The organism is Allomuricauda sp. F6463D (genome assembly GCF_023015965.1).
Classification (GTDB): Bacteria; Bacteroidota; Bacteroidia; order Flavobacteriales; family Flavobacteriaceae; genus Flagellimonas.
The window spans coordinates 246,550-268,415 of sequence record NZ_JALKAN010000002.1; the positions used below are offsets into that span (position 1 = coordinate 246,550).

21 protein-coding genes are annotated in these 21,866 nt (G+C 40.2%); 14 read left to right on the top strand and 7 right to left on the bottom strand.

The window, feature by feature from the left end; genetic code table 11:
- Window position 1: 1 nt before the first annotated feature.
- The 10 genes from MWU56_RS09610 (at window position 2) to MWU56_RS09650 (ending at window position 5,781) form a co-directional block, all read left to right on the top strand.
- Window positions 2–310: a gamma-glutamylcyclotransferase family protein gene (locus tag MWU56_RS09610; RefSeq protein ID WP_247044012.1), complete on the top strand. Its 309-nt coding sequence runs from the start codon at window positions 2–4 to the stop codon at window positions 308–310.
- Window positions 311–328: 18 nt separating this feature from the next.
- The gene (gene rsmA, locus MWU56_RS09615) at window positions 329–1,201 is read left to right on the top strand and encodes a 16S rRNA (adenine(1518)-N(6)/adenine(1519)-N(6))-dimethyltransferase RsmA (RefSeq protein WP_247044013.1); all 873 of its coding nucleotides are present in this window, start codon (window positions 329–331) and stop codon (window positions 1,199–1,201) included.
- A complete protein-coding gene (mgtE, locus tag MWU56_RS09620; protein WP_247044014.1) occupies window positions 1,188–2,540 on the top strand; it encodes a magnesium transporter in 1,353 nt (450 codons plus the stop codon). Before rsmA ends, mgtE begins: the two co-directional genes overlap by 14 nt.
- Window positions 2,541–2,549: 9 nt before the next feature.
- A complete protein-coding gene (locus MWU56_RS09625; protein WP_247044015.1) occupies window positions 2,550–2,915 on the top strand; it encodes a cupin domain-containing protein in 366 nt (121 codons plus the stop codon).
- 19 nt (window positions 2,916–2,934) lie between these two features.
- The gene (locus MWU56_RS09630) at window positions 2,935–3,867 is read left to right on the top strand and encodes a 2-hydroxyacid dehydrogenase (protein ID WP_247044016.1); all 933 of its coding nucleotides are present in this window, start codon (window positions 2,935–2,937) and stop codon (window positions 3,865–3,867) included.
- Between the two features lie 59 nt (window positions 3,868–3,926).
- A complete protein-coding gene (locus tag MWU56_RS09635; protein WP_247044018.1) occupies window positions 3,927–4,379 on the top strand; it encodes a DUF1801 domain-containing protein in 453 nt (150 codons plus the stop codon).
- 2 nt (window positions 4,380–4,381) lie between these two features.
- Window positions 4,382–4,768 carry a VOC family protein gene (locus tag MWU56_RS09640; protein WP_247044019.1) on the top strand — a complete coding sequence of 129 codons (387 nt, stop codon included), beginning with the start codon at window positions 4,382–4,384 and terminating at the stop codon, window positions 4,766–4,768.
- Window positions 4,769–4,819: 51 nt separating this feature from the next.
- A complete protein-coding gene (locus tag MWU56_RS09645) occupies window positions 4,820–5,209 on the top strand; it encodes a heat shock 9/12 family protein (RefSeq protein ID WP_247044020.1) in 390 nt (129 codons plus the stop codon).
- An 81-nt stretch (window positions 5,210–5,290) separates the two neighbouring features.
- Entirely contained in the window at window positions 5,291–5,461 is a 171-nt protein-coding gene (locus MWU56_RS16625; protein ID WP_317236532.1) for a hypothetical protein, read from the top strand.
- Entirely contained in the window at window positions 5,461–5,781 is a 321-nt protein-coding gene (locus MWU56_RS09650; protein ID WP_317236552.1) for an N-acetyltransferase family protein, read from the top strand. The genes MWU56_RS16625 and MWU56_RS09650 overlap by 1 nt, the downstream gene beginning before the upstream one ends.
- On the opposite strand, the gene MWU56_RS09655 is transcribed toward MWU56_RS09650, so the two are convergent.
- The 3 genes from MWU56_RS09655 to MWU56_RS09665 form a co-directional block, all read right to left on the bottom strand.
- Window positions 5,778–7,598: a GNAT family N-acyltransferase gene (locus MWU56_RS09655; protein ID WP_247044022.1), complete on the bottom strand. Its 1,821-nt coding sequence runs from the start codon at window positions 7,596–7,598 to the stop codon at window positions 5,778–5,780. The genes MWU56_RS09650 and MWU56_RS09655 overlap by 4 nt on opposite strands.
- 78 nt (window positions 7,599–7,676) lie before the next feature.
- A complete protein-coding gene (locus tag MWU56_RS09660; protein WP_247044024.1) occupies window positions 7,677–8,927 on the bottom strand; it encodes an aspartate kinase in 1,251 nt (416 codons plus the stop codon).
- Window positions 8,928–8,956: 29 nt separating this feature from the next.
- On the bottom strand, window positions 8,957–9,439 hold the full coding sequence (locus tag MWU56_RS09665) for a GNAT family N-acetyltransferase (RefSeq protein WP_247044025.1): 483 nt from the start codon (window positions 9,437–9,439) through the stop codon (window positions 8,957–8,959).
- 114 nt (window positions 9,440–9,553) lie between these two features.
- Between MWU56_RS09665 and fbp the strand changes: the two genes are divergently transcribed.
- Window positions 9,554–10,567, top strand: coding sequence for a class 1 fructose-bisphosphatase (fbp, locus tag MWU56_RS09670; protein ID WP_247044027.1), 1,014 nt, complete (start codon window positions 9,554–9,556; stop codon window positions 10,565–10,567).
- Here the strand turns inward: fbp and MWU56_RS09675 are convergent.
- Window positions 10,564–10,995 (bottom strand): TerB family tellurite resistance protein, encoded by a 432-nt coding sequence (locus MWU56_RS09675; RefSeq protein WP_247044029.1) that lies wholly within the window; start codon window positions 10,993–10,995, stop codon window positions 10,564–10,566. The two genes, fbp and MWU56_RS09675, sit on opposite strands and share 4 nt — an antisense overlap.
- A gap of 97 nt (window positions 10,996–11,092) precedes the next feature.
- Between MWU56_RS09675 and MWU56_RS09680 the strand changes: the two genes are divergently transcribed.
- The 3 genes from MWU56_RS09680 to mfd are packed head-to-tail and all read left to right on the top strand — an operon-like array spanning window position 11,093 to window position 17,644.
- The gene (locus tag MWU56_RS09680; protein WP_247045225.1) at window positions 11,093–13,555 is read left to right on the top strand and encodes a ligase-associated DNA damage response DEXH box helicase; all 2,463 of its coding nucleotides are present in this window, start codon (window positions 11,093–11,095) and stop codon (window positions 13,553–13,555) included.
- Window positions 13,552–14,178, top strand: a complete 627-nt coding sequence (pdeM, locus tag MWU56_RS09685; protein WP_247044031.1) for a ligase-associated DNA damage response endonuclease PdeM — start codon at window positions 13,552–13,554, stop codon at window positions 14,176–14,178. Before MWU56_RS09680 ends, pdeM begins: the two co-directional genes overlap by 4 nt.
- 55 nt (window positions 14,179–14,233) lie before the next feature.
- Window positions 14,234–17,644 carry a transcription-repair coupling factor gene (mfd, locus tag MWU56_RS09690; protein WP_247044032.1) on the top strand — a complete coding sequence of 1,137 codons (3,411 nt, stop codon included), beginning with the start codon at window positions 14,234–14,236 and terminating at the stop codon, window positions 17,642–17,644.
- Window positions 17,645–17,757: 113 nt separating this feature from the next.
- Here mfd and MWU56_RS09695 read toward each other — a convergent pair whose 3' ends face one another.
- The 3 genes from MWU56_RS09695 to MWU56_RS09705 all read right to left on the bottom strand — a co-directional run bounded on the left by MWU56_RS09695 (window position 17,758) and on the right by MWU56_RS09705 (window position 21,831).
- Window positions 17,758–18,915, bottom strand: a complete 1,158-nt coding sequence (locus tag MWU56_RS09695; protein WP_247044034.1) for a serine hydrolase domain-containing protein — start codon at window positions 18,913–18,915, stop codon at window positions 17,758–17,760.
- 201 nt (window positions 18,916–19,116) lie between these two features.
- On the bottom strand, window positions 19,117–21,099 hold the full coding sequence (locus MWU56_RS09700) for a DUF3352 domain-containing protein (RefSeq protein ID WP_247044036.1): 1,983 nt from the start codon (window positions 21,097–21,099) through the stop codon (window positions 19,117–19,119).
- Between the two features lie 72 nt (window positions 21,100–21,171).
- Window positions 21,172–21,831, bottom strand: coding sequence for an aspartate kinase (locus tag MWU56_RS09705; RefSeq protein ID WP_247044038.1), 660 nt, complete (start codon window positions 21,829–21,831; stop codon window positions 21,172–21,174).
- Window positions 21,832–21,866: the final 35 nt, after the last annotated feature.

The following is a 21,866-nucleotide window of genomic DNA, read 5'->3' on the forward strand; positions in this document are numbered from 1 at the left end:
ATTGGAATATCTTTTTTCCTACGGAACCATACAAGACCCACAGGTACAGAAATATGTTTTTGGTCGTTTGCTTAAAGGAAAAGCCGACACCGCTTTAGGGTTCAAAAAAGTAGAAAATGCCATTTATGGTCGTTATCCGTTGATCATCAAAACCAATAACGCTAGAGATAAGGTAAATGGGATGTCCTTTGAAGTTAATGATCTAGACCTTAAAAAAGCCGACATTTACGAGACAAGCGCATACAAAAGAGAAAAGTTCCCTCTGGAATCAGGGGGTGAAGCATGGGTCTATATTAAAAATTCCAACTAACTTGCAAAAAAACCATCTGTGTCCAAAAAGAAAAAAAAGAAGTACTCCAACGGCGCCTCCAACAAAAACAAATATCCGCAGGAAGATGGTGCAGTAAAGGCAAAAAAACATTTGGGGCAACATTTTCTTAAAGATGAATCCGTTGCAAAAAAAATAGCACAGACCCTTTCTCTGGAAGGCTACACCAATGTTATAGAAATTGGTCCCGGCATGGGAGTCCTAACCAAATATTTACTGGAAAGGGATTTGGACTTGGTCGCCATGGATTTAGATGAAGAATCCATTGTATATCTCAACCACAGCTTTCCTTTAGAACATGCCAACATCTTAAAAAACAATAATCGATTCAACATTGTCGAAGCAGATTTTCTCAAGTTTGATCTTGCCAAGCTTTACGGAAACGAACAATTCGCTATTACGGGCAACTTCCCGTACAACATTTCCAGTCAGATAGTTTTTAAAATGCTGGAGATGCGTAAACAAGTACCAGAGTTTTCGGGAATGTTCCAAAAAGAAGTGGCCAAGCGCATCTGTGAAGGGCCAGGAAGCAAAAGTTATGGTATTCTCTCCGTGCTGGTTCAGGCCTATTATGATGCAGAATATCTTTTTACAGTACCCCCCGGGGTGTTCGTCCCTCCACCAAAAGTGGATTCCGGGGTTTTACGTCTTACCCGAAAAAAAGAACTAAACCTACCATGTGACGAGCGACTTTTTTTTAGGGTAGTTAAAACAGCATTTAACCAAAGGCGTAAAACTATGCGCAATAGTCTTAAAGTCTTCAACCTTTCCGATAATCTAAAAGAAGATACTATCTTTGACCAACGTCCGGAACAGCTAAGTGTAGCTGACTTTATAATGTTGACACAGAAGATAGCCAATGACCCCGTTTAAACTCACAGACGAGCTTTTAGAAGAAATCAGGCGACTGATTTCGGAAAACAAGGACAATGAACTTCAGGCTACAATGAAGGAGTTCCACTATGCCGATATTGCTGAAATAGCGGACGAATTAGTGGTTGATGAAGCTACCTATCTAATCAAACTTCTGGACAGCGAAAAAACCTCGGATATTCTTGCAGAAATGCACGAAGACATCCGGGAAGCTGTATTAAAGAATCTAACAGCCAAAGAAATTGCGGGCGAATTGTCCGAATTGGATACGGATGATGCCGCGGATATCATCAACGAACTTCCAAAGGAAATTGTCCAAGAAGTAATTTCGGAGATTGAAAATCGGGAACACGCCAAAGACATCGTGGACCTTTTAAGATATGAAGAGGATTCTGCAGGAGGGTTAATGGCCAAAGAGCTGGTAAAAGTAAATGAAAATTGGACAGTGACCTCCTGTGTCAAAGAAATGCGTGCACAAGCGGAAAACGTTACCCGAGTACACTCCATCTATGTTGTGGACAATGAAGGCAAACTCAAAGGCAGACTTTCTTTAAAGGATTTGCTCACAGCCCCTTCCAAAAGCCATATAAAAGATATTTATATTCCCAAAGTAGATGCTGTAAACGTCAACGAAAAAGGAGAAGAAGTCGCCAAAATTATGTCTAAATACGATTTGGAAGCTATACCAGTAGTGGATGAAATTGGACGTTTGGTAGGACGAATTACTATTGATGATATAGTGGATGTGATACGTGAAGAGGCTGACAAGGATTATCAAATGGCGGCCGGTATTTCACTAGGTGTTGAGGTTAGCGATAATATTTGGATTCTTACCCGTGCCCGGCTCCCATGGTTGACCCTTGGCCTATTGGGCGGACTTGGTGCTGCCGCGATTATGGGCACTTTCGAGGATATGATATCCAAACATGCCGTATTGTTCTTTTTTACTCCTTTGATTGCAGCGATGGCTGGTAATGTAGGGGTGCAATCCAGTGCCATCGTGGTTCAAGGTCTCGCTAACGACGATTTAAAAGGCAGCGTAAGAAACCACTTGTTTAAAGAAATGCTGTTGGCACTTTTAAATGGATTTATCCTAGCGATATTACTATTGGTCTTTACCTGGATTTGGAAAGGAGATTTTGCTACGGCATTGGCCATTTCACTTTCATTGATCGTTGTTATCGTTGTAGCAGGATTCATCGGCACTTTTATTCCATTGTTCCTTCATAAAAAAAATATTGACCCTGCCATTGCCACTGGCCCGTTTATCACCACAAGCAATGATATTTTTGGAATCCTGATTTATTTTTGGATTGCAAAGGTGATTTTGGGGATATAAAACTATTTCATGAAACCCATCAACCTAAAAGAAAAACATGCTGAATTTACGAAGCAATGGCATCCTCACCAAATTGCAACAGTAGATGATATGCAGGTGCTTTTGGCCAAATTGCAAGGAGAGTTTGTTTGGCATGCACATGAAAATGAGGACGAATTGTTCCAAGTTGTAAAAGGTACGCTATATATGCAGTTTCGTAACAGAACGGAGGTAGTGAAGGAAGGAGAGATCATAGTAATACCCAAAGGAGTGGAACATAATCCGATGACTAAAAACGGTGAGGAAGTACATGTGTTACTTTTTGAAAAAATAAGTACTTCGCACACCGGATATGTTCAACATAAAAAAACTCAGACCCACTATCCAAAAATCTAGGAATTGTATATTTGACCCCATGAAAGTTCTCCACCTTGACACCAATCACCCTTTACTCATAGAGCAATTTACCGAACTTGGTTTTGAAAACCACGAAGACTACACCTCTACCAAAGAACAGGTAGAGAAAAAAATCCACTTATATGATGGCGTCATCATTAGAAGTAGGTTCACCATAGATCAAAAATTCTTGGACAAGGCCACCAACCTAAAATTTATTGGGAGGGTCGGAGCTGGTTTGGAAAATATTGATGTAGAGCATGCCAAATTCAGGGACATATTTCTTGCCTCAGCTCCAGAAGGGAACCGAAATGCCGTAGGTGAGCACACCTTGGGTATGTTACTTTCCATAATGAACCAAATGTGCAAAGCCAATCGCCAAGTAAAAAAAGGGAGGTGGAAACGCGAGAACAATAGAGGTGTGGAACTCGATGGAAAAACCGTAGGAATCATTGGCTATGGTAACATGGGCAAGGCATTTGCCAAAAAACTGCAAGGCTTCGATGTTGAGGTAATCTGTTATGATATTATTGGGGGTGTTGGGGATGAAAATGCCCGTCAAGTTGGTATTATGGAATTCCAACAACGTTCGGATGTCGTCAGTTTACATGTCCCTGAGACTGAACAAACCATAGAAATGGTAAACGCCGAGTTTATAGAAGCATTCCACAAGCCTTTTTGGCTACTGAACACGGCCCGAGGGAAGTGTGTAGTAACCAAGGATTTGGTTGAAAGTTTGAAATCTGGAAAAATTCTAGGTGCTGGGTTGGATGTGTTGGAATATGAAAAAAAGTCTTTCGAAAATATGTTTGTTCAAAAGCCAAAAGCTTTTAAATACCTACGTAAGGCTAAAAATGTACTTTTGACTCCGCATGTAGCGGGTTGGACCGTGGAAAGCAAGGAAAAATTGGCGCAGACAATAGTGGATAAAATCAAAGAAAGATTTAGTTAACTTTATAAACCTTATCTCCCCTACTTTTGGCTCTGGCAGTTCAATAAAAATGACCATGCATGACTATAGATGCCAAAACACCTGACGAATACATCGATAATCTTCCCGAGGACCGCAAGCTAGCCGTTTCAAGACTTCGGGAGACCATAAAAAACAACTTGCCCAAAGGATTTGAAGAATGTATCAATTACAAAATGATTGGTTTTGTAGTGCCGCATTCCGTTTATCCGGACGGATATCACGTTGACCCCGAGTTGCCACTCCCTTTTATCAATATTGCGTCACAGAAAAACTATATTGCATTTTATCATTCGGGTAGTTATGCCAAACCGCAACTGCATGATTGGTTTGTGAGCGAATACCCTAAACATGTAAGCACAAAACTGGATATGGGCAAAAGTTGTATCCGTTTTAAAAACATCAACAACATACCCTATGATCTAATTGCTAAGCTTTGTAGAAAAATAACACCACAGCAATGGATTGAATTGTATGAAAAAAACACAAAGTAATCATGACAAAAAGAGTAACAGGGCTGGGTGGATTCTTCTTTAAAAGTAAAGATCCAAACAAAATAAAAGATTGGTACAAAAACCATTTAGGATTGAGCACAGACCAATATGGCTGTACCTTTTGGTGGAAGGACAATGAAGGTAACGACTGTTCCACCCAATGGAGCCCCATGGATGAAAAAACGGAATATTTTAAACCAAGTGAAAAGCAGTTCATGATGAACTTTCGAGTGGAAAACTTGGTGGAATTGCTCAAAGTATTAAAAACAGAAGGTGTTACCTTGGTAGGAGAAATTGAAGAATATGAATATGGGAAGTTTGGTTGGATACTGGACCCAGAAGGCAATAAGTTGGAACTTTGGGAACCTGTTGATAAAGCCTTTCTTTAAGTATTGATTTATTTGCTACATTTAACAATCATTAACCAACATATTAAAATCATGTCAGAAGAAGAGAGAAAAGATTTTGGAGATAAGGCAGAAGAAGCCGCCAAAGAATTTAAAGAAGACGTTAAGGGAACTTTTGATCCTGAAAATCCGGAAAGTGGAAAAACAATTGCCATTATTGCGCATTTAACACTTATTGGATGGATAATCGCTATTATTATGAACAATAGCAATAAAACGGAGCTTGGTTCTTTTTATATTAGGCAAACCCTTGGGATTGGCTTGTTAGGGTTAGCCTTAGGACTTATTCCAATTATCAACTTTATCGGATGGATTCTTCCACTTATCTTATGGATCATTAGTTTAATAGGAGCCATCAATGGAAACCAAAAGCCCGTATTTTTGGTGGGTGAGTATTTCCAAGATTGGTTCAAGAGCCTATAATATTCAGAATAAAACCAGATAAAATATCTGGTTTTATTTTACCCTTATATATCGTAATATTACAATTAAGAGACCCAAAACATGACTATCAGAAACATGGAACCTTCGGATTGGGGAAAAGTCTCCAAAATTTATTCCGAAGGAATAGACACGGACATCGCCACTTTTGAAACTGAAGTGCCTTGCTATAAAAATTGGGACAATGCTCATACCCAACATTGTAGGTTCGTCGCAAAAAAGATGGAAAGATAATCGGTTGGGCATCCCTTTCGCCCGTATCCAGTCGGTGCGTTTACGGCGGGGTTGGTGAGGTAAGCGTATACATCTCCAGTAATAGCCGCGGTAAAGGAGTAGGAAAACTACTCATGGAGCATTTGATTACAGAAAGTGAAAAAGCTGGTTACTGGACTCTGCAATCCGGTGTATTTCCCGAAAATACGGCAAGCATTGCACTACATAAAAAAACAGGCTTCCGTTATATTGGCAAACGAAAAAGCATAGGCAAAATCCACGGTGTTTGGAAAGATAACCTATTGTTTGAAAAACGTAGCGACAAAGTGGGTGTGGATTAATCCACTTCCATAGTTCCGTTGCCTTCCGCCACTTTGCGTTCCAATTCTGCCTGAAATTCTTCCATTACTGGTTTTACGGTACTTTCCGGCAGGTCCGCAATACGGATATACATTAACCCATCCACGGAATTATTGAACAATGGATCCACATTAAAGGCCACTACCTTGGCGTTTTGTTTGATATACTTTTTTATCAATACCGGTAGTCTTAAGCTTCCAGGCTCTACTTCGCTGATCAACCTATCAAACTTATTGAGATCTGCTTGTGTCTCATCGAACACGAACTCTTTATCGGCATCCTTCAACTTTACCTTAAAATCTTTTTTGGGACGTATATATTGTGCAACGTAGGGGTCCCAATAATTGGATTTCATAAATTCTATCATCAACGACTTAGAAAAGTTGGAAAATTGGTTACTGATACTTACCCCGCCAATTAAGTACTCATGTTCCGGATGTCTCAAAGTGGTGTGAACAATTCCTTTCCAAAGTAAAAACAAGGGCATAGGTTTTTGTTGATACTCTTTTACAATGTAGGCTCGCCCCATCTCAATGGATTTTTCCATCATTCCATACAATTCAGGTTCAAATCGAAAAAGATCTTGAAGATAAAACCCATCTATCCCATAGTTTTTAAAAATCTCCGAACCCAATCCCATCCGGTACGCTCCAACTATTGTTTTTTTATCATTGTCCCATAAAAACAAATGATGGTAATACGAATCAAACTTATCCAAATCAATGGCATTGTTGGTGCCCTCTCCAACTTCTCTAAAAGTTATTTCCCGCTGGCGTCCGATTTCGTTTAAACAGAAATGCATGTCCTTGGCGTCTGCCAGGAATACTTCATAATTTTTACTGACCAGCATTCGGCAATCTTTTTCCCGTAATTTATCAATTTCACCTTCCAAGACCTCGGCATTTATGGCTGTAGCTATTTTCTTTGGAGGTTTTGGGATTTTAAGAGAAGTAGGAACTTTATCTATAAATCGTTCCTTTTCAAATGCATTTGCCAACAAATAGGTTTTTTTTCGTAGCAATTCTGCAAAATCTTCCAAGGTTTTTTCTTCATTCTGGGTATTAACTGATATAGGTTGACCGATTCGTACTTTTATGGGGCGTCTATTTTGCGAAGTAAGTTCTGAAGGCAATTTTGCCGTCCGGAACACATCATTCACCTTTGATAACCGATAAAACAACCGACTATTTCTTGCGTGAAAATATATAGGAACTACGGGAACTTCGGCCTTTCTAATCAATTTTATGGCTGCTTCTTCCCAAGGTTTATCCACGACCAATCTGCCATCTCTAAAGGTAGACACCTCACCTGCAGGAAAAATACCAAGTGGGTGGCCATCTCTTAAATGTTTTAGGGCATTTTTAAAACCAGCTACACTGCTCTTGGCATCCTTATGGTTTTCAAAAGGGTTTACCGGCATTATATATGGTTTTAATGGTTCAATTCTATGCAGCAAAAAGTTTGCGATTATTTTATAATCAGGTCTTTGGTTAAGCAATAACTTTAGCAGCAACACTCCATCTATACCACCCAATGGATGATTGCTAATGGTAATATAGGCGCCGGATTTGGGAAGTCGTTTTAAATCCTCTTCCGGTATATCAAAATCAATTTCGTAGTGGTCCAAAATGGCATCCAGAAAATCCGGGGCAGAAAGATCCTTGTTCTTATCGTAAAATCTATTGATTGTACTAATCTTAGTGACCATCATTAATAGCCACCCGACAAACGTGCCCAAAAAACCATATTTGTCCAAATGGATAACTTTCGCCACCTCTTTAGCGGAAACCAAGCCCATAAAAAAAGTATTTAGGTATCTGTAAAGATAGAAAATAAAGCCTATTGGGCCTGTTACCTAAATATTATGGTTAAGCGCTTATTTTACAACAAGTTGCACTGTCTCCCTACCTCTCTGTTCTACCAATACGGACTTTCCATTTTGAAGGGATTTAACGGCCGAATCGTTAAAGTGGCGAATCGTATATAACGATACATCCTCATGACACACAACTTTAAATTTCCTTTTGAGTTCTTCCAATAAAGGCTGAAGTCCACGGAACTTATTATCCAGACAAACAGAAAAACTAATTGCGGAATTTTGAATAAGGTCTACTTTTAATCTATGGTCACTGAACAGCTTAAAGATTTCACTGATGTTATCTTCTACAATGAAGGAAAAATCAAGAGATGACAATTTGAGCAAAACTTGATTCTTTTTTACGATAAAACAGGGGATTTTGGGTTCAATCCCATTCCCTTTGCCCACAGTGGTTCCATTGTCCGTTGGTCTTATAAAGGATTTTACCTTTAGTGGAATTTCCTTTCTTTGTAAGGGCTGTAATGTTTTTGGGTGAATTACCGAGGCTCCGTAAAAAGCCAACTCAATAGCTTCCCGATACGAAATCTTATCCAACAATTGAGCATCTTCAAAATTTCTAGGATCTGCGTTCAAAACTCCGGGTACATCCTTCCATATGGTCACCGATTCAGCATTAAGGCAGTAGGCCAGAATCGCTGCAGAATAATCGGAGCCCTCTCTGCCCAAAGTGGTGGTAAAATTGTTTTCATCACTACCCAAAAAGCCTTGGGTAATATATAGTTTGGATACATCTACTTTGGAAACCACTTCCTGTTGGCTACGTTCCCAGTTTACTTGGGCATCTCTGTGATTGGAATCGGTTTTGATCATGGTACGTACATCCAACCAGGTATTGGAAATGCCTACTTCGTTCAAATAAGCACTAACTATGGTTGTTGACAATAATTCTCCATAACAGACCACTTGGTCATACACGAACCCGTATTTAGGTGATTTGTTCCAAGCCAAAAAACCCTTTACTTCATCAATAAGTACTTTTACATTTGTATAAACGGGATGGTTAGGGTTTTGAAATAAGTCTGATACAATTTCATTGTGATAATCAATTATCTCTTGAATTGTTCCAGCAATACTATCCTTATCATTAAAATAGGATTCTACAACTTTCTCCATGGCATTGGTGATTTTTCCCATAGCAGAAACAACCACCAAAGTATCGCTATAACCAACTTCCTGTAAAACATTGACCACGTTTTTTATCGCATCCGCATCTTTAACGGAGGCCCCACCAAACTTAAATATCCTCATGCTTATTTATATTCTTGAACTTGACCAACCTAGCCTATATTGTTTATATAATTCTTTATTCCTTTTTCATCCAAATGGACTACATCCCAATCACGAAGAACATTCGCTCCTTTTTTCTCATAGAATTCTATGGCAGGCTCGTTCCAATCCAAAACCTCCCAAGAAATCCGTTTCACGCCCATACGATCACCATATTTTACTACTTCATCCAACAAAGCTGTTCCCAAACCACTTCCTCTCATTTTCTCTGAAACAATCAAATCCTCCAAGTGGATAGCGGGCCCCTTCCAAGTGGAATATCGGGAATAAAACAGTGCAATTCCCACAATACCATCATTGGTATCGGCTACAAAACAATCAAACATCTTTTGTTCACCAAAACCATCCTTGATCAAATCAGTTTTCGTAATCTCCACGGCGTTGGGTTCATTTTCAAAATCGGCCAATTCCTGTACCAAGTTCAGTACCTGTTCCATGTCCTCAATTTGCGCTTCCCTAATTGTATATTCCATAATTGTTACAAATAAAACTCAAAGTTATAGACTTACATAATTAAACTGTTTCGAAATCGTTATAGTATCACAAAATGCCCGATATTTGCCTAAAAATAAAACAGCCTTTTTTCCATGTCCGATAAACAGAGACTCACAATGGGCGAGTTCATCATCGCCAATCAAAACTCATTTCAATATACTTCAGGAGAACTTTCGAGATTGCTAAATGGTATTCGTTTGGCCGCCAAAGTAGTTAATCATGAGGTAAACAAGGCTGGCTTGGTAGACATCATTGGTGGTGCTGGTGATACCAATATTCAAGGTGAAGATCAACAAAAACTTGATGTTCTTGCCAACGAAAAGTTTATTGAAACATTGAAGAACCGTGAAATTGTTTGTGGCATAGCTTCGGAGGAAGAAGACGATTTTATAACCATCAATAGTTTTGACAAACAACACCAGAACAAGTACGTAGTCTTAATAGATCCTTTGGATGGCTCTTCTAATATTGATGTAAATGTATCTGTTGGAACCATTTTTTCAATTTACAGAAGAATTACCCCTGTTGGAACTCCGGTTACACTAGAAGATTTTCTTCAACCGGGAAAAAAACAAATAGCTGCAGGTTATATTATTTATGGCACCTCTACTATGTATGTATATACTACGGGACACGGTGTAAATGGATTTACTTTAAACCCTGCTCTGGGCACATTTTATTTATCCCATCCAAATATGCAGTTTCCTGAAACCGGTAAAATCTACTCCGTAAATGAAGGTAATTACATCCATTTTCCCCAAGGGGTAAAAGATTACATAAAATACTGCCAACAAGAAGAAGGTGACCGGCCCTATACCTCCCGATATATTGGATCACTCGTTTCGGATTTCCACCGTAATATGATAAAAGGCGGAATCTACATGTACCCAAAAAGTAGTAAAGCGCACAATGGCAAACTACGTTTACTGTACGAGTGCAATCCCATGGCATTTTTAGCGGAACAAGCCAACGGAAAAGCTAGCGATGGATTCCAACGCATTATGGATATAGAGCCCACAGAGCTACATGAACGGGTACCCTTTTTCTGTGGAAGTAAAAAAATGGTGGAAAAAGCCGAAGAATTTATGGCTAACACCCTGTCCTAGTTACACTCTCGCTTTATCAATTGATGGTAGTCTTCGAAGGCAATCTGACCAGAGAATATAGCAATGGATTTATTGATGATTTCCAAAGCTTTTTTAGGGGCAAAACCTAGGCCAATAGCATACTTTTCTACAATAACACGTTCGTCATTATCGATATGATGATCGGAAAAAATAATCTGGAAAAACTCGAAAAGCCTTTTAAATCTTTTTTCGCCACTATGTGGAGTCTCAATAGGATATTTGTTCTCTTTTTTCATTACCTCCTTGAACTCATCTTCACTAATATTGAGTTTAAAGGCAAATTTTTCCAAAACGGCCATTTCTTTTGCGTTGATGTCCCCATCAACAGCTGCCAAACTTGCCAATGTGGCAAAATGGGCCAAATTCTTCCTATGGTCACCGTGCTCGTAAAGATCTAATATTGGCATATCTAAAATTTTGTGGCACAAATATAATTCTTATCGCAAAATAGTAGCTACATTACCCTTAAAGAAATTCGTATTTTTCAATCCAAAGCACTATACACTGCAAGAATTAGAATTGTTCCATATTGCTGAAGATTGGTTCCAGAAACAAAATTGGAAACCTTTTCCATTTCAAAAAAAAACCTGGAAAGCTTTTTTGATGGGTAAACACGGCCTTTTAAATGCACCTACCGGAAGTGGAAAAACCTATGCGCTTTGGTTCCCGATTGTACTGAACTACATCAAAAACAACCCTAATTATAAGACCAAGCACAAAAAGGGCCTGAAAGCTATTTGGATTACCCCACTTAGGGCTCTTTCCCAAGAGATAAAACAATCGGCGGAGCGGATAACCCAAGATTTGGAAACCCAAATGACTGTAGGCATAAGAACGGGTGACACCTCCACTAAAGAACGTGCAAAAATGCGTTCCAACATGCCCGATTTGTTGATTACCACCCCTGAGAGTTTACAGTTATTGCTCTCATCCAAGGGTTATGAAAAGACCTTTAAAAATTGCTCTGCCATTGTGGTTGATGAATGGCACGAGCTTTTAGGCACAAAACGGGGCGTTCAAATGGAATTGGGCCTCTCCCGATTAAAAACCACCTGCAAAGATTTACGGGTATGGGGCATATCCGCAACCATTGGCAATTTGGAACAGGCTCGGAAAGTTTTACTGGGACCAAGCTCACACGAACTGGAAAATTCCATATTGGTAAAGGCCAGTCTCAACAAAAAAATAACGGTGAAAAGTATTATTCCAAAGGAAATGGAAACCTTCCCTTGGCGTGGACATTTGGGCTTGCATCTTTTAGACCAAGTAGTACCGATCATCAACAACAGTAAAACCACTTTACTTTTCACCAACACGCGAAGCCAATGCGAAATTTGGTTTCAGAAAATATTGGAAAAACACCCTGAGTTTGCGGGTGAAATGGCAATGCACCACGGTAGTATTAATAAAGAAACCCGACTTTGGGTTGAACAGGCCATCCGTAACGAAAGTCTAAAGGCCGTGGTTTGTACGTCGAGCCTTGACCTTGGGGTAGATTTTGCCCCGGTGGAAACCGTAATTCAGATTGGCGGACCCAAAGGGGTCGCCCGTTTTTTGCAACGGGCAGGTCGAAGTGGCCACCGACCAGGTAAGGAAAGTGTCATCTATTTTTTACCTACCCACGCTATTGAACTGGTTGAAGCATCGGCTATGCAAAAAGCAGTATTGACCAGTTCGGTGGAGGATCGCATTCCCTACCTCAACAGTTTTGATGTGCTTCTTCAATATTTGACCACATTGGCGGTTTCCGATGGGTTTTATCCCGAGGAAATCTACCAGGAAGTTAAACAAACGTTTTGCTACCAAACCCTTTCGGAAGAGCAATGGCAGTGGCTTCTCAATTTTCTGGTTATGGGAAGTCAAAGCCTGAAGAGCTACGACGAATATAAAAAAGTCGAGATTGAAGAAGATGGCAAGTTTAAAGTGAACAGCAGGGCAGTGGCCATGCGACACCGTTTCCAAATCGGAACCATCGTTGGGGATGCCACGATTTCCGTTCGCTATCAAAAAGGAGGTTATATTGGTAGTATTGAAGAGTATTTTATTTCCAAACTGAGCCCTGGTGACGTATTTACCTTTGCTGGTCGAAATTTAGAGTTCATTAGAATCAAAGGAATGGCAGCACACGTTCGGAACTCTAAAAAACGAACCACCAAAGTACCTAGCTGGATGGGCGGTCGATTGAGTTTTTCCGCAAAAATGTCCGAGCTGCTACGCCAAGAATTGTACACCGCAGCATTGGAATTTTCCGAACAATCAAAAGAAATACAAGCATTGCAACCTATGTTCGCAAAGCAACGGGAAGAAAGTATAGTGCCGCAACCCCATCAATTTTTAATTGAAACTTTTAAAACCCGAGATGGTTACCATCATATGTTTTACCCTTTTGAAGGTAGAGCAATTCATGAAGGAATGAGCAGTTTGCTGGCCTATCGAATTAGCCTACTGTCACCGATTACCTGCTCCCTCGCTTTCAACGATTATGGCTTTGAACTGTTGTCCGACAGGGAGATTGATATTCAAGAGATTTTGGACAATGATTTATTTACTCCAGCATATATGCTGTCCGATCTTCAAAAAAGCTTGAACTCGAACGAAATGGCCCATAGAAAGTTTCGAGATATCGCTGTGATAAGTGGCATGGTATTTACCGGTTACCCTGAGAAAGGAGTCAAAATGAAACACTTGCAAAGCAGTTCTCAGCTGCTATTTGATGTGTTTCGTGATTTTGAAGACAACAACTTGCTCTATCAGCAAGCGTATACAGAAACCTTTGAGCACCAATTGGAAGAAGGTCGACTACGACTCGCTTTGGAGCGTATCTCCGAACAAGATATTGTATGGAATCAATGCACCCAACCCACTCCCCTTTCCTTTCCAATAATTACGGATAGACTTCGAGAAAAATTATCCAACGAAAAATTGGCTGACCGTATTAAAAGAATGATTAAAAAAATGACCAAGTGAAGCTTACAATCGAAAATCAAGAATTTCATCTCCACCCATCGGGCGGATTGTTCTGGGTGGAAAAATCACTTTTGATCATTAGCGATGTTCACTTGGGAAAAATATCCCATTTTAGAAAATTTGGGGCTGCCGTTCCCCGAAAGGCTATCCATAAAAACTTTATTCTACTAGATAGAATCGTGGCGGATTATCAACCCTTTCAAATCTGTTTTTTAGGCGACTTGTTCCACTCTGAACTAAACAAAGAATGGGACTTGTTCGAGAATTGGGTTAGCAAAACCCCGGCAGAAATGGTTTTGGTCGCTGGCAACCATGATATCATTGCCCCCAAAATGTTTGACAACATTAATATTTCCATATTTCAAGAGCTTGTGATTGACTCATTTTTGTTGACCCATCATCCTGAAGAGCGAAAGGAACATTTTACTATTTGCGGACACATCCACCCTTCCATTAAACTCAAAGGTTTTGGAAGGGAACGTATAAAATTACCTTGCTTTTTTATGTCCAACAACCAAATGATTTTACCAGCCTTTGGTCAATTCACGGGAACACATGCACTAAAACCTAAGAAAGGCGACCAGATTTATGCAATTGTCGAAGACAGTATTTTAAAAGTTTAATGGTAGCTTGTCAACAAAGTTTCTGCGGTTTATCTTTGCCACAAAGTTTTTTGGATTGACCAAAACCACAATTCCCAATTTATTAGAACAGTCTCCTTCGCTTGGGAAACTGAGGGACATTATTGCGCAATCGCAAAATAACCCATCCGCAGCAGCACAAAAAATCAATCTAAAAGGGCTTGTAGGCTCATCACTCTCATTTGTAGTTTCCGAAGCTTTCAAGTCGGCCGAATCTCCGTTTCTGTTGATTTTGAACGATAAGGAAGAGGCTGCTTATCATTTAAACGACCTAGAGCAGCTCATAGGAGAAAAAGATGTGCTCTTTTATCCCGGAAGTTACCGTAGACCCTATCAAATTGAGGAAACGGATAATGCCAACGTACTCTTGCGTGCCGAGGTTTTGAACCGCATCAATTCAAGAAAGAAACCGGCGGTGGTCGTTACCTATCCCGATGCGCTGTTTGAGAAAGTGGTCACCCGAAAAGAATTGGACAAAAACACCCAAAAATTAAAACTGGGCGATGAGATTTCCTTGGATTTTTTGAACGAAGTCCTTTTTGAATACCAATTTAAACGAGTGGATTTTGTAACCGAGCCCGGTGAGTTCTCCGTTCGTGGAGGTATTGTGGATGTCTTCTCTTTCTCGCATGATGAACCGTACCGCATTGAATTCTTCGGTGACGAAGTTGACAGCATCCGAACCTTTGATGTGGAAACACAACTTTCCACCGACAAGGTGAATAAAATCACGATCATTCCCAATGTGGAAAACAAATTCACCGAGGAAGTACGGGAGAGTTTTCTAAAATATATCTCATCCAAAACGGTGGTATTCGCAAGGAATCCTGCGTTGTTATATGACCGAATAGATACCTTTTTTGAAAAAGCAGAGGAGAGCTTTGCCAAGTTGAGCCAAGAAATAAGGCATGCAGAACCCAAAGAACTCTTTTTGGATTCAGCTTTGCTGAAAGCTCAATTGCAAGATTATTTATGTATTGAGATTGGCGTTTCGAATGAGACCCTGAAACAAGTTGAGGGTGACGAAATTGTATTTCACACCAAACCACAGCCTGCGTTCAATAAAAAATTTGACCTGCTAATTGAAAATCTCAACGAAAATAGGGACGCTGGTTACAGCAACTATATTTTCTGTTCCACCGAACAACAGGCCAAGCGTTTTCACGATATTTTTGAGGAAGTGGACCAAGCCGTTCACTACCAGACCATTATTTTTCCTTTATATAAAGGATTTATTGATGATGACCTCAAACTGGTCTGCTATACCGATCATCAAATTTTTGAGCGATACCACAAGTTCCACTTAAAAAATGGCTATGCCAAAAAGCAGGCCATCACACTGAAGGAACTCAACAAATTGGAAATTGGTGACTATGTCACACACATTGATCATGGCATCGGCAAGTTCGGTGGTTTGCAAAAAATTGATGTAGAAGGCAAAAAGCAGGAAGCTATCAAACTTATTTATGGGGACCGCGACATTTTGTACGTCAGCATACATTCGCTCCATAAAATTTCCAAATACAACGGCAAGGATGGTGCTCCGCCAAAAATATTCAAGTTAGGTTCCGCTGCCTGGAAAAAATTAAAGCAAAAGACCAAAGCAAGGGTAAAGAAAATCGCATTCGACCTTATCAAAGTTTACGCTAAACGCCGATTGGAAAAAGGGTTCCAATATGCTCCAGACAGTTATTTGCAGCACGAATTGGAAGCTTCGTTTATTTACGAGGACACCCCTGACCAGGAAAAAAGCACCCAGGATGTAAAAAAGGACATGGAGAGCGAACGCCCCATGGACCGTCTCATTTGTGGGGACGTCGGTTTTGGGAAAACAGAGGTTGCCATCCGAGCCGCCTTTAAGGCCGTTGATAATGGCAAACAGGTTGCTATTTTAGTGCCCACCACGATCTTGGCCTTTCAGCATAGTAGAACGTTTCGGGAACGCTTAAAAGAAATGCCAGTGACGGTGGATTACCTCAACCGTTTTAGGACTGCAAAGGAGAAAAGAGATACCTTGGAAAACTTAGCAAATGGCAAGGTAGATATCATCATTGGAACGCACCAATTAGTGAACAAAAATGTAAAGTTCAAGGATTTGGGTCTGCTTATCGTGGATGAAGAACAAAAATTTGGGGTTTCAGTCAAGGAAAAACTACGTTCCATCAAGGAAAATGTGGATGTACTGACCTTAACCGCCACGCCCATTCCCCGAACGCTGCAATTTAGTTTGATGGCCGCACGGGACCTTTCGGTCATCAATACACCACCGCCCAATCGCTATCCTATCGAAAGCCATGTAATTCGATTTAATGAAGAAATCATCCGTGATGCAGTATCCTATGAGATCCAACGTGGCGGACAAGTTTTCTTTATCCATAATCGGATAGAAAACATTAAAGAAGTGGCAGGGATGCTCCAACGATTGGTGCCCGATGCCAAAATTGGGATTGGCCATGGACAAATGGAGGGCAAAAAACTGGAATTGCTCATGCTTTCCTTTATGAACGGTGAGTTTGATGTCCTTGTTTCCACCACCATTATAGAAAGTGGCTTGGATGTGACCAATGCCAATACCATTTTTATCCACAATGCCAATAACTTTGGATTGAGCGACCTCCACCAAATGCGCGGTCGTGTAGGACGAAGCAATAAAAAAGCGTTCTGTTATTTCATTACGCCACCTTATGAGGTGATGACCACCGAAGCCCGAAAGCGTATCGAAGCCCTAGAACAGTTTACCGAGTTGGGCAGTGGTTTCAATATAGCGATGAAAGATTTGGAAATTCGTGGTGCAGGTGACCTATTGGGAGGCGAACAGAGTGGATTTATCAATGAAATTGGATTTGAAACCTATCAAAAAATATTATCCGAAGCCATTGAGGAACTCAAGGAAAATGAGTTTAAGGAACTGTATGAGGAAGTAGAGGGCGATAAAGAAAAAGTATATGTAAAAGAGATGCAGTTGGATACGGATTTTGAACTGCTTTTCCCCGATGATTACATCAACAATATTACAGAACGCCTCAACCTGTACACTCAATTGAACGGTGTGGAAGATGAGGAGAGCCTACAAAAATTTGAAGCACAATTAGTGGACCGTTTTGGAGAACTCCCCACTCGCGCCGTAGATTTATTAAACTCTATTCGGATTAAATGGATTGCCACCCATATTGGTTTGGAAAGGGTGATTATGAAGAAAGATAAGTTTATCGGCTACTTTATTGCCGACCAACAATCCAGTTTTTACCAAAGCCCAACATTCACCGGAATTCTACAATACGTGCAGGCACACCCACAACAGGTAAAACTTAAAGAAAAACAGACCCGAAACGGATTACGGTTGTTGTTGGTTTTTGATGGTATAACGAGTGTGGAAAAAGCACTTAAGGTTTTGGAGCCTTTTACACCTGTAAAATCCCCTAAAGGCGATAATGTCCCAGCTTCATAAGGCCCCCTACAAGAACAAAACAACAAACTCTTCAAATAGAATTCTCACATCCCTTCAAAATGAGACCTCAACAACTATGGGGTCATTTTCGACCGAGGGAACCGACGCGAAATCTAAAACGCCTCATACACCTGCTTCACAAACTCCCCGATTTTAGAGGGTTCCAACCAGCGCGTTACGATCACCAATCCGCTTTTTTGGTCCACTACAATAAAATTGCCACCAAAACCAGCAGCATAGAATACATGTTCCGGAACACCATCCCAATGGCGGCCTCCCTGTTGATTTAACCACCACATATAGCCATAATTCACATTGGACGCAGAAGGCGTGGTTGCTTTTTTAATCCAACCTTCACTAATAATTTGTTGGTCATCCCATTTGCCATTATTCAAGAATAGGGTTCCAAAACGGGCCATATCCTCAGTAGAAATAAAAAGTCCTGCCCCAGAGTGCCCGCCACCAGTCACGGATTTCATTTTCATACCATCAACAACGGTCCACGCATGGTCGTACCCAAGCCAGCGCCAAGTTGTGGTGGCACCAATTTTGTCCATTACCTCTTCTTTTAAAACCAACGGAACGGGCTTTCTCCAAAGATGGGTCAGCGAATAAGCCAGCACATTCACTCGAACGTCATTATACTCCATTACGGTACCGGGTTCGTTGAGCTTTCGGTATTTCCAATCGTCCAGGCCTCCTTCACTTGGTGGACGGTCTGCCCAATCCTTACCGCCCCAGAGTTCTCCAGACCAATCCGAGTTTTGCTGCAATAAATGTTCCCATGTAATTTTGGAATTATGTGCTCCATCAAAAGTGCCATCCCAAATATAGTCGGCCACTTTATTTTTAGTATCCTTGATCAAACCTTGATCTTCGGCAAGTCCAGCCACTGTGGAAAGAAAGCTCTTGGTAACGCTAAAGGTCATATCCACTCGCTTGGTATCTCCCCACAAAGCCAAAACATAGCCGTTTTTCATAATCATACCCGCAGGGCCACCTCGTTTTTTGGTAGGGCCCAAAACCTGATGGAAAGGTTCGTGTTTAAATCCTTCCAAAATTGCAATACGTAAATCCCTTGATCCAGAATATTCATTTGCCTTGGCATAATCCACCGCTTTGGCCAATGAACTGTCATCATATTTAAACTGACCTTTTTCTGCCGTTTTCCATGTTTCGTATCGATTTGGAAAATTGAGTTCTTGTGCTTGGGTTTTAATGGTAGTGGCAAAAGCAACAAAAAGTGCTGCCGCTAAAAGAGAATTTTTCATTAAAAGGAGGTTTGTTTTGGGCAAGTAAGGTACTAATTGTTGATGAATATTCCATTTATTATAACAATGGGAACAGTTTAGATGATGCTGTGTATCAAACAAGGAGTGACAGATTATTATAGAAATGGAGATTTCTTACATCCGTTCGAAATGACACATCAACAACCATGGTCATTACGACAGCGCGAAGCGACGAGAAAATTAAAACCGTTTCTTATGGACTTGGTCTCCTTCTTTATTATAGTATCGCCAAGTCCCCACTTGTTCATCGTTTCGAAAGCGGCCACGGATTTTTCGGGTCCCGTCGGGATAATACACTTCATAATTCCCATGTTTCAACCCATCTTTTAGTTCAACTTCAAACCTGATGTTTCCGTTGGCATATTTTCTACTGAACGATTTGGCATTTAAATCGGTTGGATATATAGGGGCCAGATTAAAAACAGCATCTGTAATTTCTGATGGAGCTGTACGCTGGTTTTTTGGTTTTGATGCGGTAGTGTTTTTTGGAACGTTAATGGCCTTCTTTACTTCTTCCACATCTTGATAGTTCAAAACCAATCGACTTTCGAACATATCATCTTCAGGAGTTAATTGCAATCCTACCTGTGGAAAACAAACGATAAAATCCATGTTCTTGCGCATCTTCTTTTTGGTAGGAGCATCGGCCAAGGCAAACATTGAATCAAACAACAAAGGAACATTACTGTACATAAACATGGTGGATTCCGAATCAAATTTTTGCTCAAACTTTCTAAATTCCTCTGAAGTGGCAAGCGTTTCGCCCTCCAGAACTTTGTCAATTATTCCCTTTAGGGTATTGGGATTATCACTAAAGACGACATTGTCATCAATTTGGGTAAAATAGGGTTTGTCAAACTCATTGAACCTGCCGCCAAGCAAGATTTTAAAAAAACCTTTAATGGACAAAAAATTGATTTCGTAGTCCTTATAATTTACCGCTTTGAACTTTACGGGTGTTTTTTTACGAATTTGTTCCAATATAAAATCCAAGTTTGATTTTGCATCTGCCGAATCTTTGGTCTTTAGCACAAGTGCCATGTCATTTTTTTCCTTGGTAATTGGGGATTGAATTTGAAGCATAGCAATTTCATCACCGATCCAACTGATGAAGTTCTCTTTCACATCAATTTTAAGGAATTTTTCCACCTTGGCTATTCCTTCCTGGTAGGTCTCGAACTGCTCGGGGTCGTTTTGCTGAACCACCTCAAAATTCTCGTAAAATTCAGAAAAACTATCAAAACCATAACTTATATAAAGTGCCGTGCTCTTTGGTGCAATTTTAGGAATGGAACGTTTCGCCGTACCAGATTTTTGAAGTGCCTCCAAGTAATATTCGTTCACAGCGCTTATGTTGGTATACCCATTGGCCGTTAGGGTGCTGTTTTCGTCCAAGTCAAAATAGAAGCCTGAGAACAAAAAGTTTTCGCTCACCCGCTTTACCCAGTCGGAAGGTTTGTCGGTGTATTGTTTTATATAATTATCAAAATAATGGTATTGCACATACATTCTGAACAGATCTTCGTGCCCCACCTTTTGGTTGACCTCCAAAAAATTGAGATTTCTCCCCAGCACAGGCTCATGGTATTCATCTATGGAAGCTTCGACCAACGTATGGGTATACGAGGCCACCAATTGATTTTTGATAAAAGCCATATACAAGGTTTCCTTGCTGTCCCTATCGTGTGCTTCTAAAATTTCGTGTTCGTGATAGGTTCGCTTACTCAGTACATACCCGTCATCCAATAAAGTGTTCAGATAAGTCTTGAGCAATTGTAGTTTGGCAATTCGTTTAAGGTCCAGCACATAAAAAATCCCGTAATCTTTGGGTGAGATCATGTGAATAGAGATGAAGAGAGAACGATCATCAAAAAACTCGAACAACTTGTGGTTTTCGCTGAACACGGTGTCTACCCGTTGAATGTTTTCGGTAAGCTCCGAAAAGTAGTCGTTCTTTTTTAAGTGGTGCCAAGCTTCACTCTCACTGATTTTTTCCCAACTTTTCACGGGCTGTTCCGATTCAATGATGAAAACAGCATCCTTTGGAATTAGATAAATGGATTGTAGATTGGTCTTTGGCGAGAGCACAAAAATATAGGCCAAATAGCACAGGTAGAGTACCAATAGGGCCAAAAAACTGTAAAAAATCCTTTTTTTGGTCATTTTTCCAAAAAGTGTCTCAATCTAAAACGAAGAAGATTACATTTTAGTTTAGATCAAGAAAAGGAATGTTTTTTATAAGGCTTTTAAATCTTTAATGGTCTTGAAAGCGACATCCACCTGCTCATCGTTCACCAAAATAGTAAACTCATTGGTGGTGGATATTACTTCGTATAAAACAATACCTTCCCAAGCCAATCGTTGGAATATAAAGTAATAGATTCCAGGAACCGAAACATTTTCCGCAGGTAACTTAACCGTGATTGACGAAAGGCCTTCCGCTTTTTGGGTACACCGCTCCATTTTAAAATAATTTTCCACCACAGAGTCCAACACATTGCTGATCACGATATTGATTTCGTTCACACCTCGTGAAGAGGTGTAAAAAACATCTTGGTTTGCATTTACTTCTTCCAACAATCTAGCTTGTTGCTGTAATATGGTATCCGATGCTAAAAAAGTATAATCAGTAAGATTGGAACGCACTGTGATCTCCCCAATATTTTTTAGCACTTTTACAATCTTGTGGGTGGCTCGAAATTCCAAATCATCGGAAAGACGCTTTAGCGCCATTACAATAGCGCCATCTTTCACATCTTTTCCCAATTCTTCGGCAATCTCTGGTTTTATCTGCCTAGATAAAGAAGTTAAATTAATAATGCCCTGTGCTAAAGCGGTTTGCAAAAATGGCTTTTTCTTGATGTAATGCTCAACTACTGCGGATATAGTTTTCATCTTTTGGTTGGTTTTTGAACAAAAATAACATATTG

Excerpts from the sequence above, each read along its gene's own strand:
- mgtE (WP_247044014.1), top strand. The coding sequence starts at position 1,188 with ATGACCCCGTTTAAACTCACAGACGAGCTTTTAGAAGAAATCAGGCGA.
- MWU56_RS09625 (WP_247044015.1), top strand. The coding sequence starts at position 2,550 with ATGAAACCCATCAACCTAAAAGAAAAACATGCTGAATTTACGAAGCAA.
- MWU56_RS09630 (WP_247044016.1), top strand. The coding sequence starts at position 2,935 with ATGAAAGTTCTCCACCTTGACACCAATCACCCTTTACTCATAGAGCAA.
- MWU56_RS09635 (WP_247044018.1), top strand. The coding sequence starts at position 3,927 with ATGACTATAGATGCCAAAACACCTGACGAATACATCGATAATCTTCCC.
- MWU56_RS09640 (WP_247044019.1), top strand. The coding sequence starts at position 4,382 with ATGACAAAAAGAGTAACAGGGCTGGGTGGATTCTTCTTTAAAAGTAAA.
- MWU56_RS09645 (WP_247044020.1), top strand. The coding sequence starts at position 4,820 with ATGTCAGAAGAAGAGAGAAAAGATTTTGGAGATAAGGCAGAAGAAGCC.
- MWU56_RS16625 (WP_317236532.1), top strand. The coding sequence starts at position 5,291 with ATGACTATCAGAAACATGGAACCTTCGGATTGGGGAAAAGTCTCCAAA.
- MWU56_RS09655 (WP_247044022.1), bottom strand. The coding sequence starts at position 7,598 with ATGGGCTTGGTTTCCGCTAAAGAGGTGGCGAAAGTTATCCATTTGGAC.
- MWU56_RS09660 (WP_247044024.1), bottom strand. The coding sequence starts at position 8,927 with ATGAGGATATTTAAGTTTGGTGGGGCCTCCGTTAAAGATGCGGATGCG.
- MWU56_RS09665 (WP_247044025.1), bottom strand. The coding sequence starts at position 9,439 with ATGGAATATACAATTAGGGAAGCGCAAATTGAGGACATGGAACAGGTA.
- fbp (WP_247044027.1), top strand. The coding sequence starts at position 9,554 with ATGTCCGATAAACAGAGACTCACAATGGGCGAGTTCATCATCGCCAAT.
- MWU56_RS09675 (WP_247044029.1), bottom strand. The coding sequence starts at position 10,995 with ATGCCAATATTAGATCTTTACGAGCACGGTGACCATAGGAAGAATTTG.
- MWU56_RS09695 (WP_247044034.1), bottom strand. The coding sequence starts at position 18,915 with ATGAAAAATTCTCTTTTAGCGGCAGCACTTTTTGTTGCTTTTGCCACT.
- MWU56_RS09700 (WP_247044036.1), bottom strand. The coding sequence starts at position 21,099 with ATGACCAAAAAAAGGATTTTTTACAGTTTTTTGGCCCTATTGGTACTC.
- MWU56_RS09705 (WP_247044038.1), bottom strand. The coding sequence starts at position 21,831 with ATGAAAACTATATCCGCAGTAGTTGAGCATTACATCAAGAAAAAGCCA.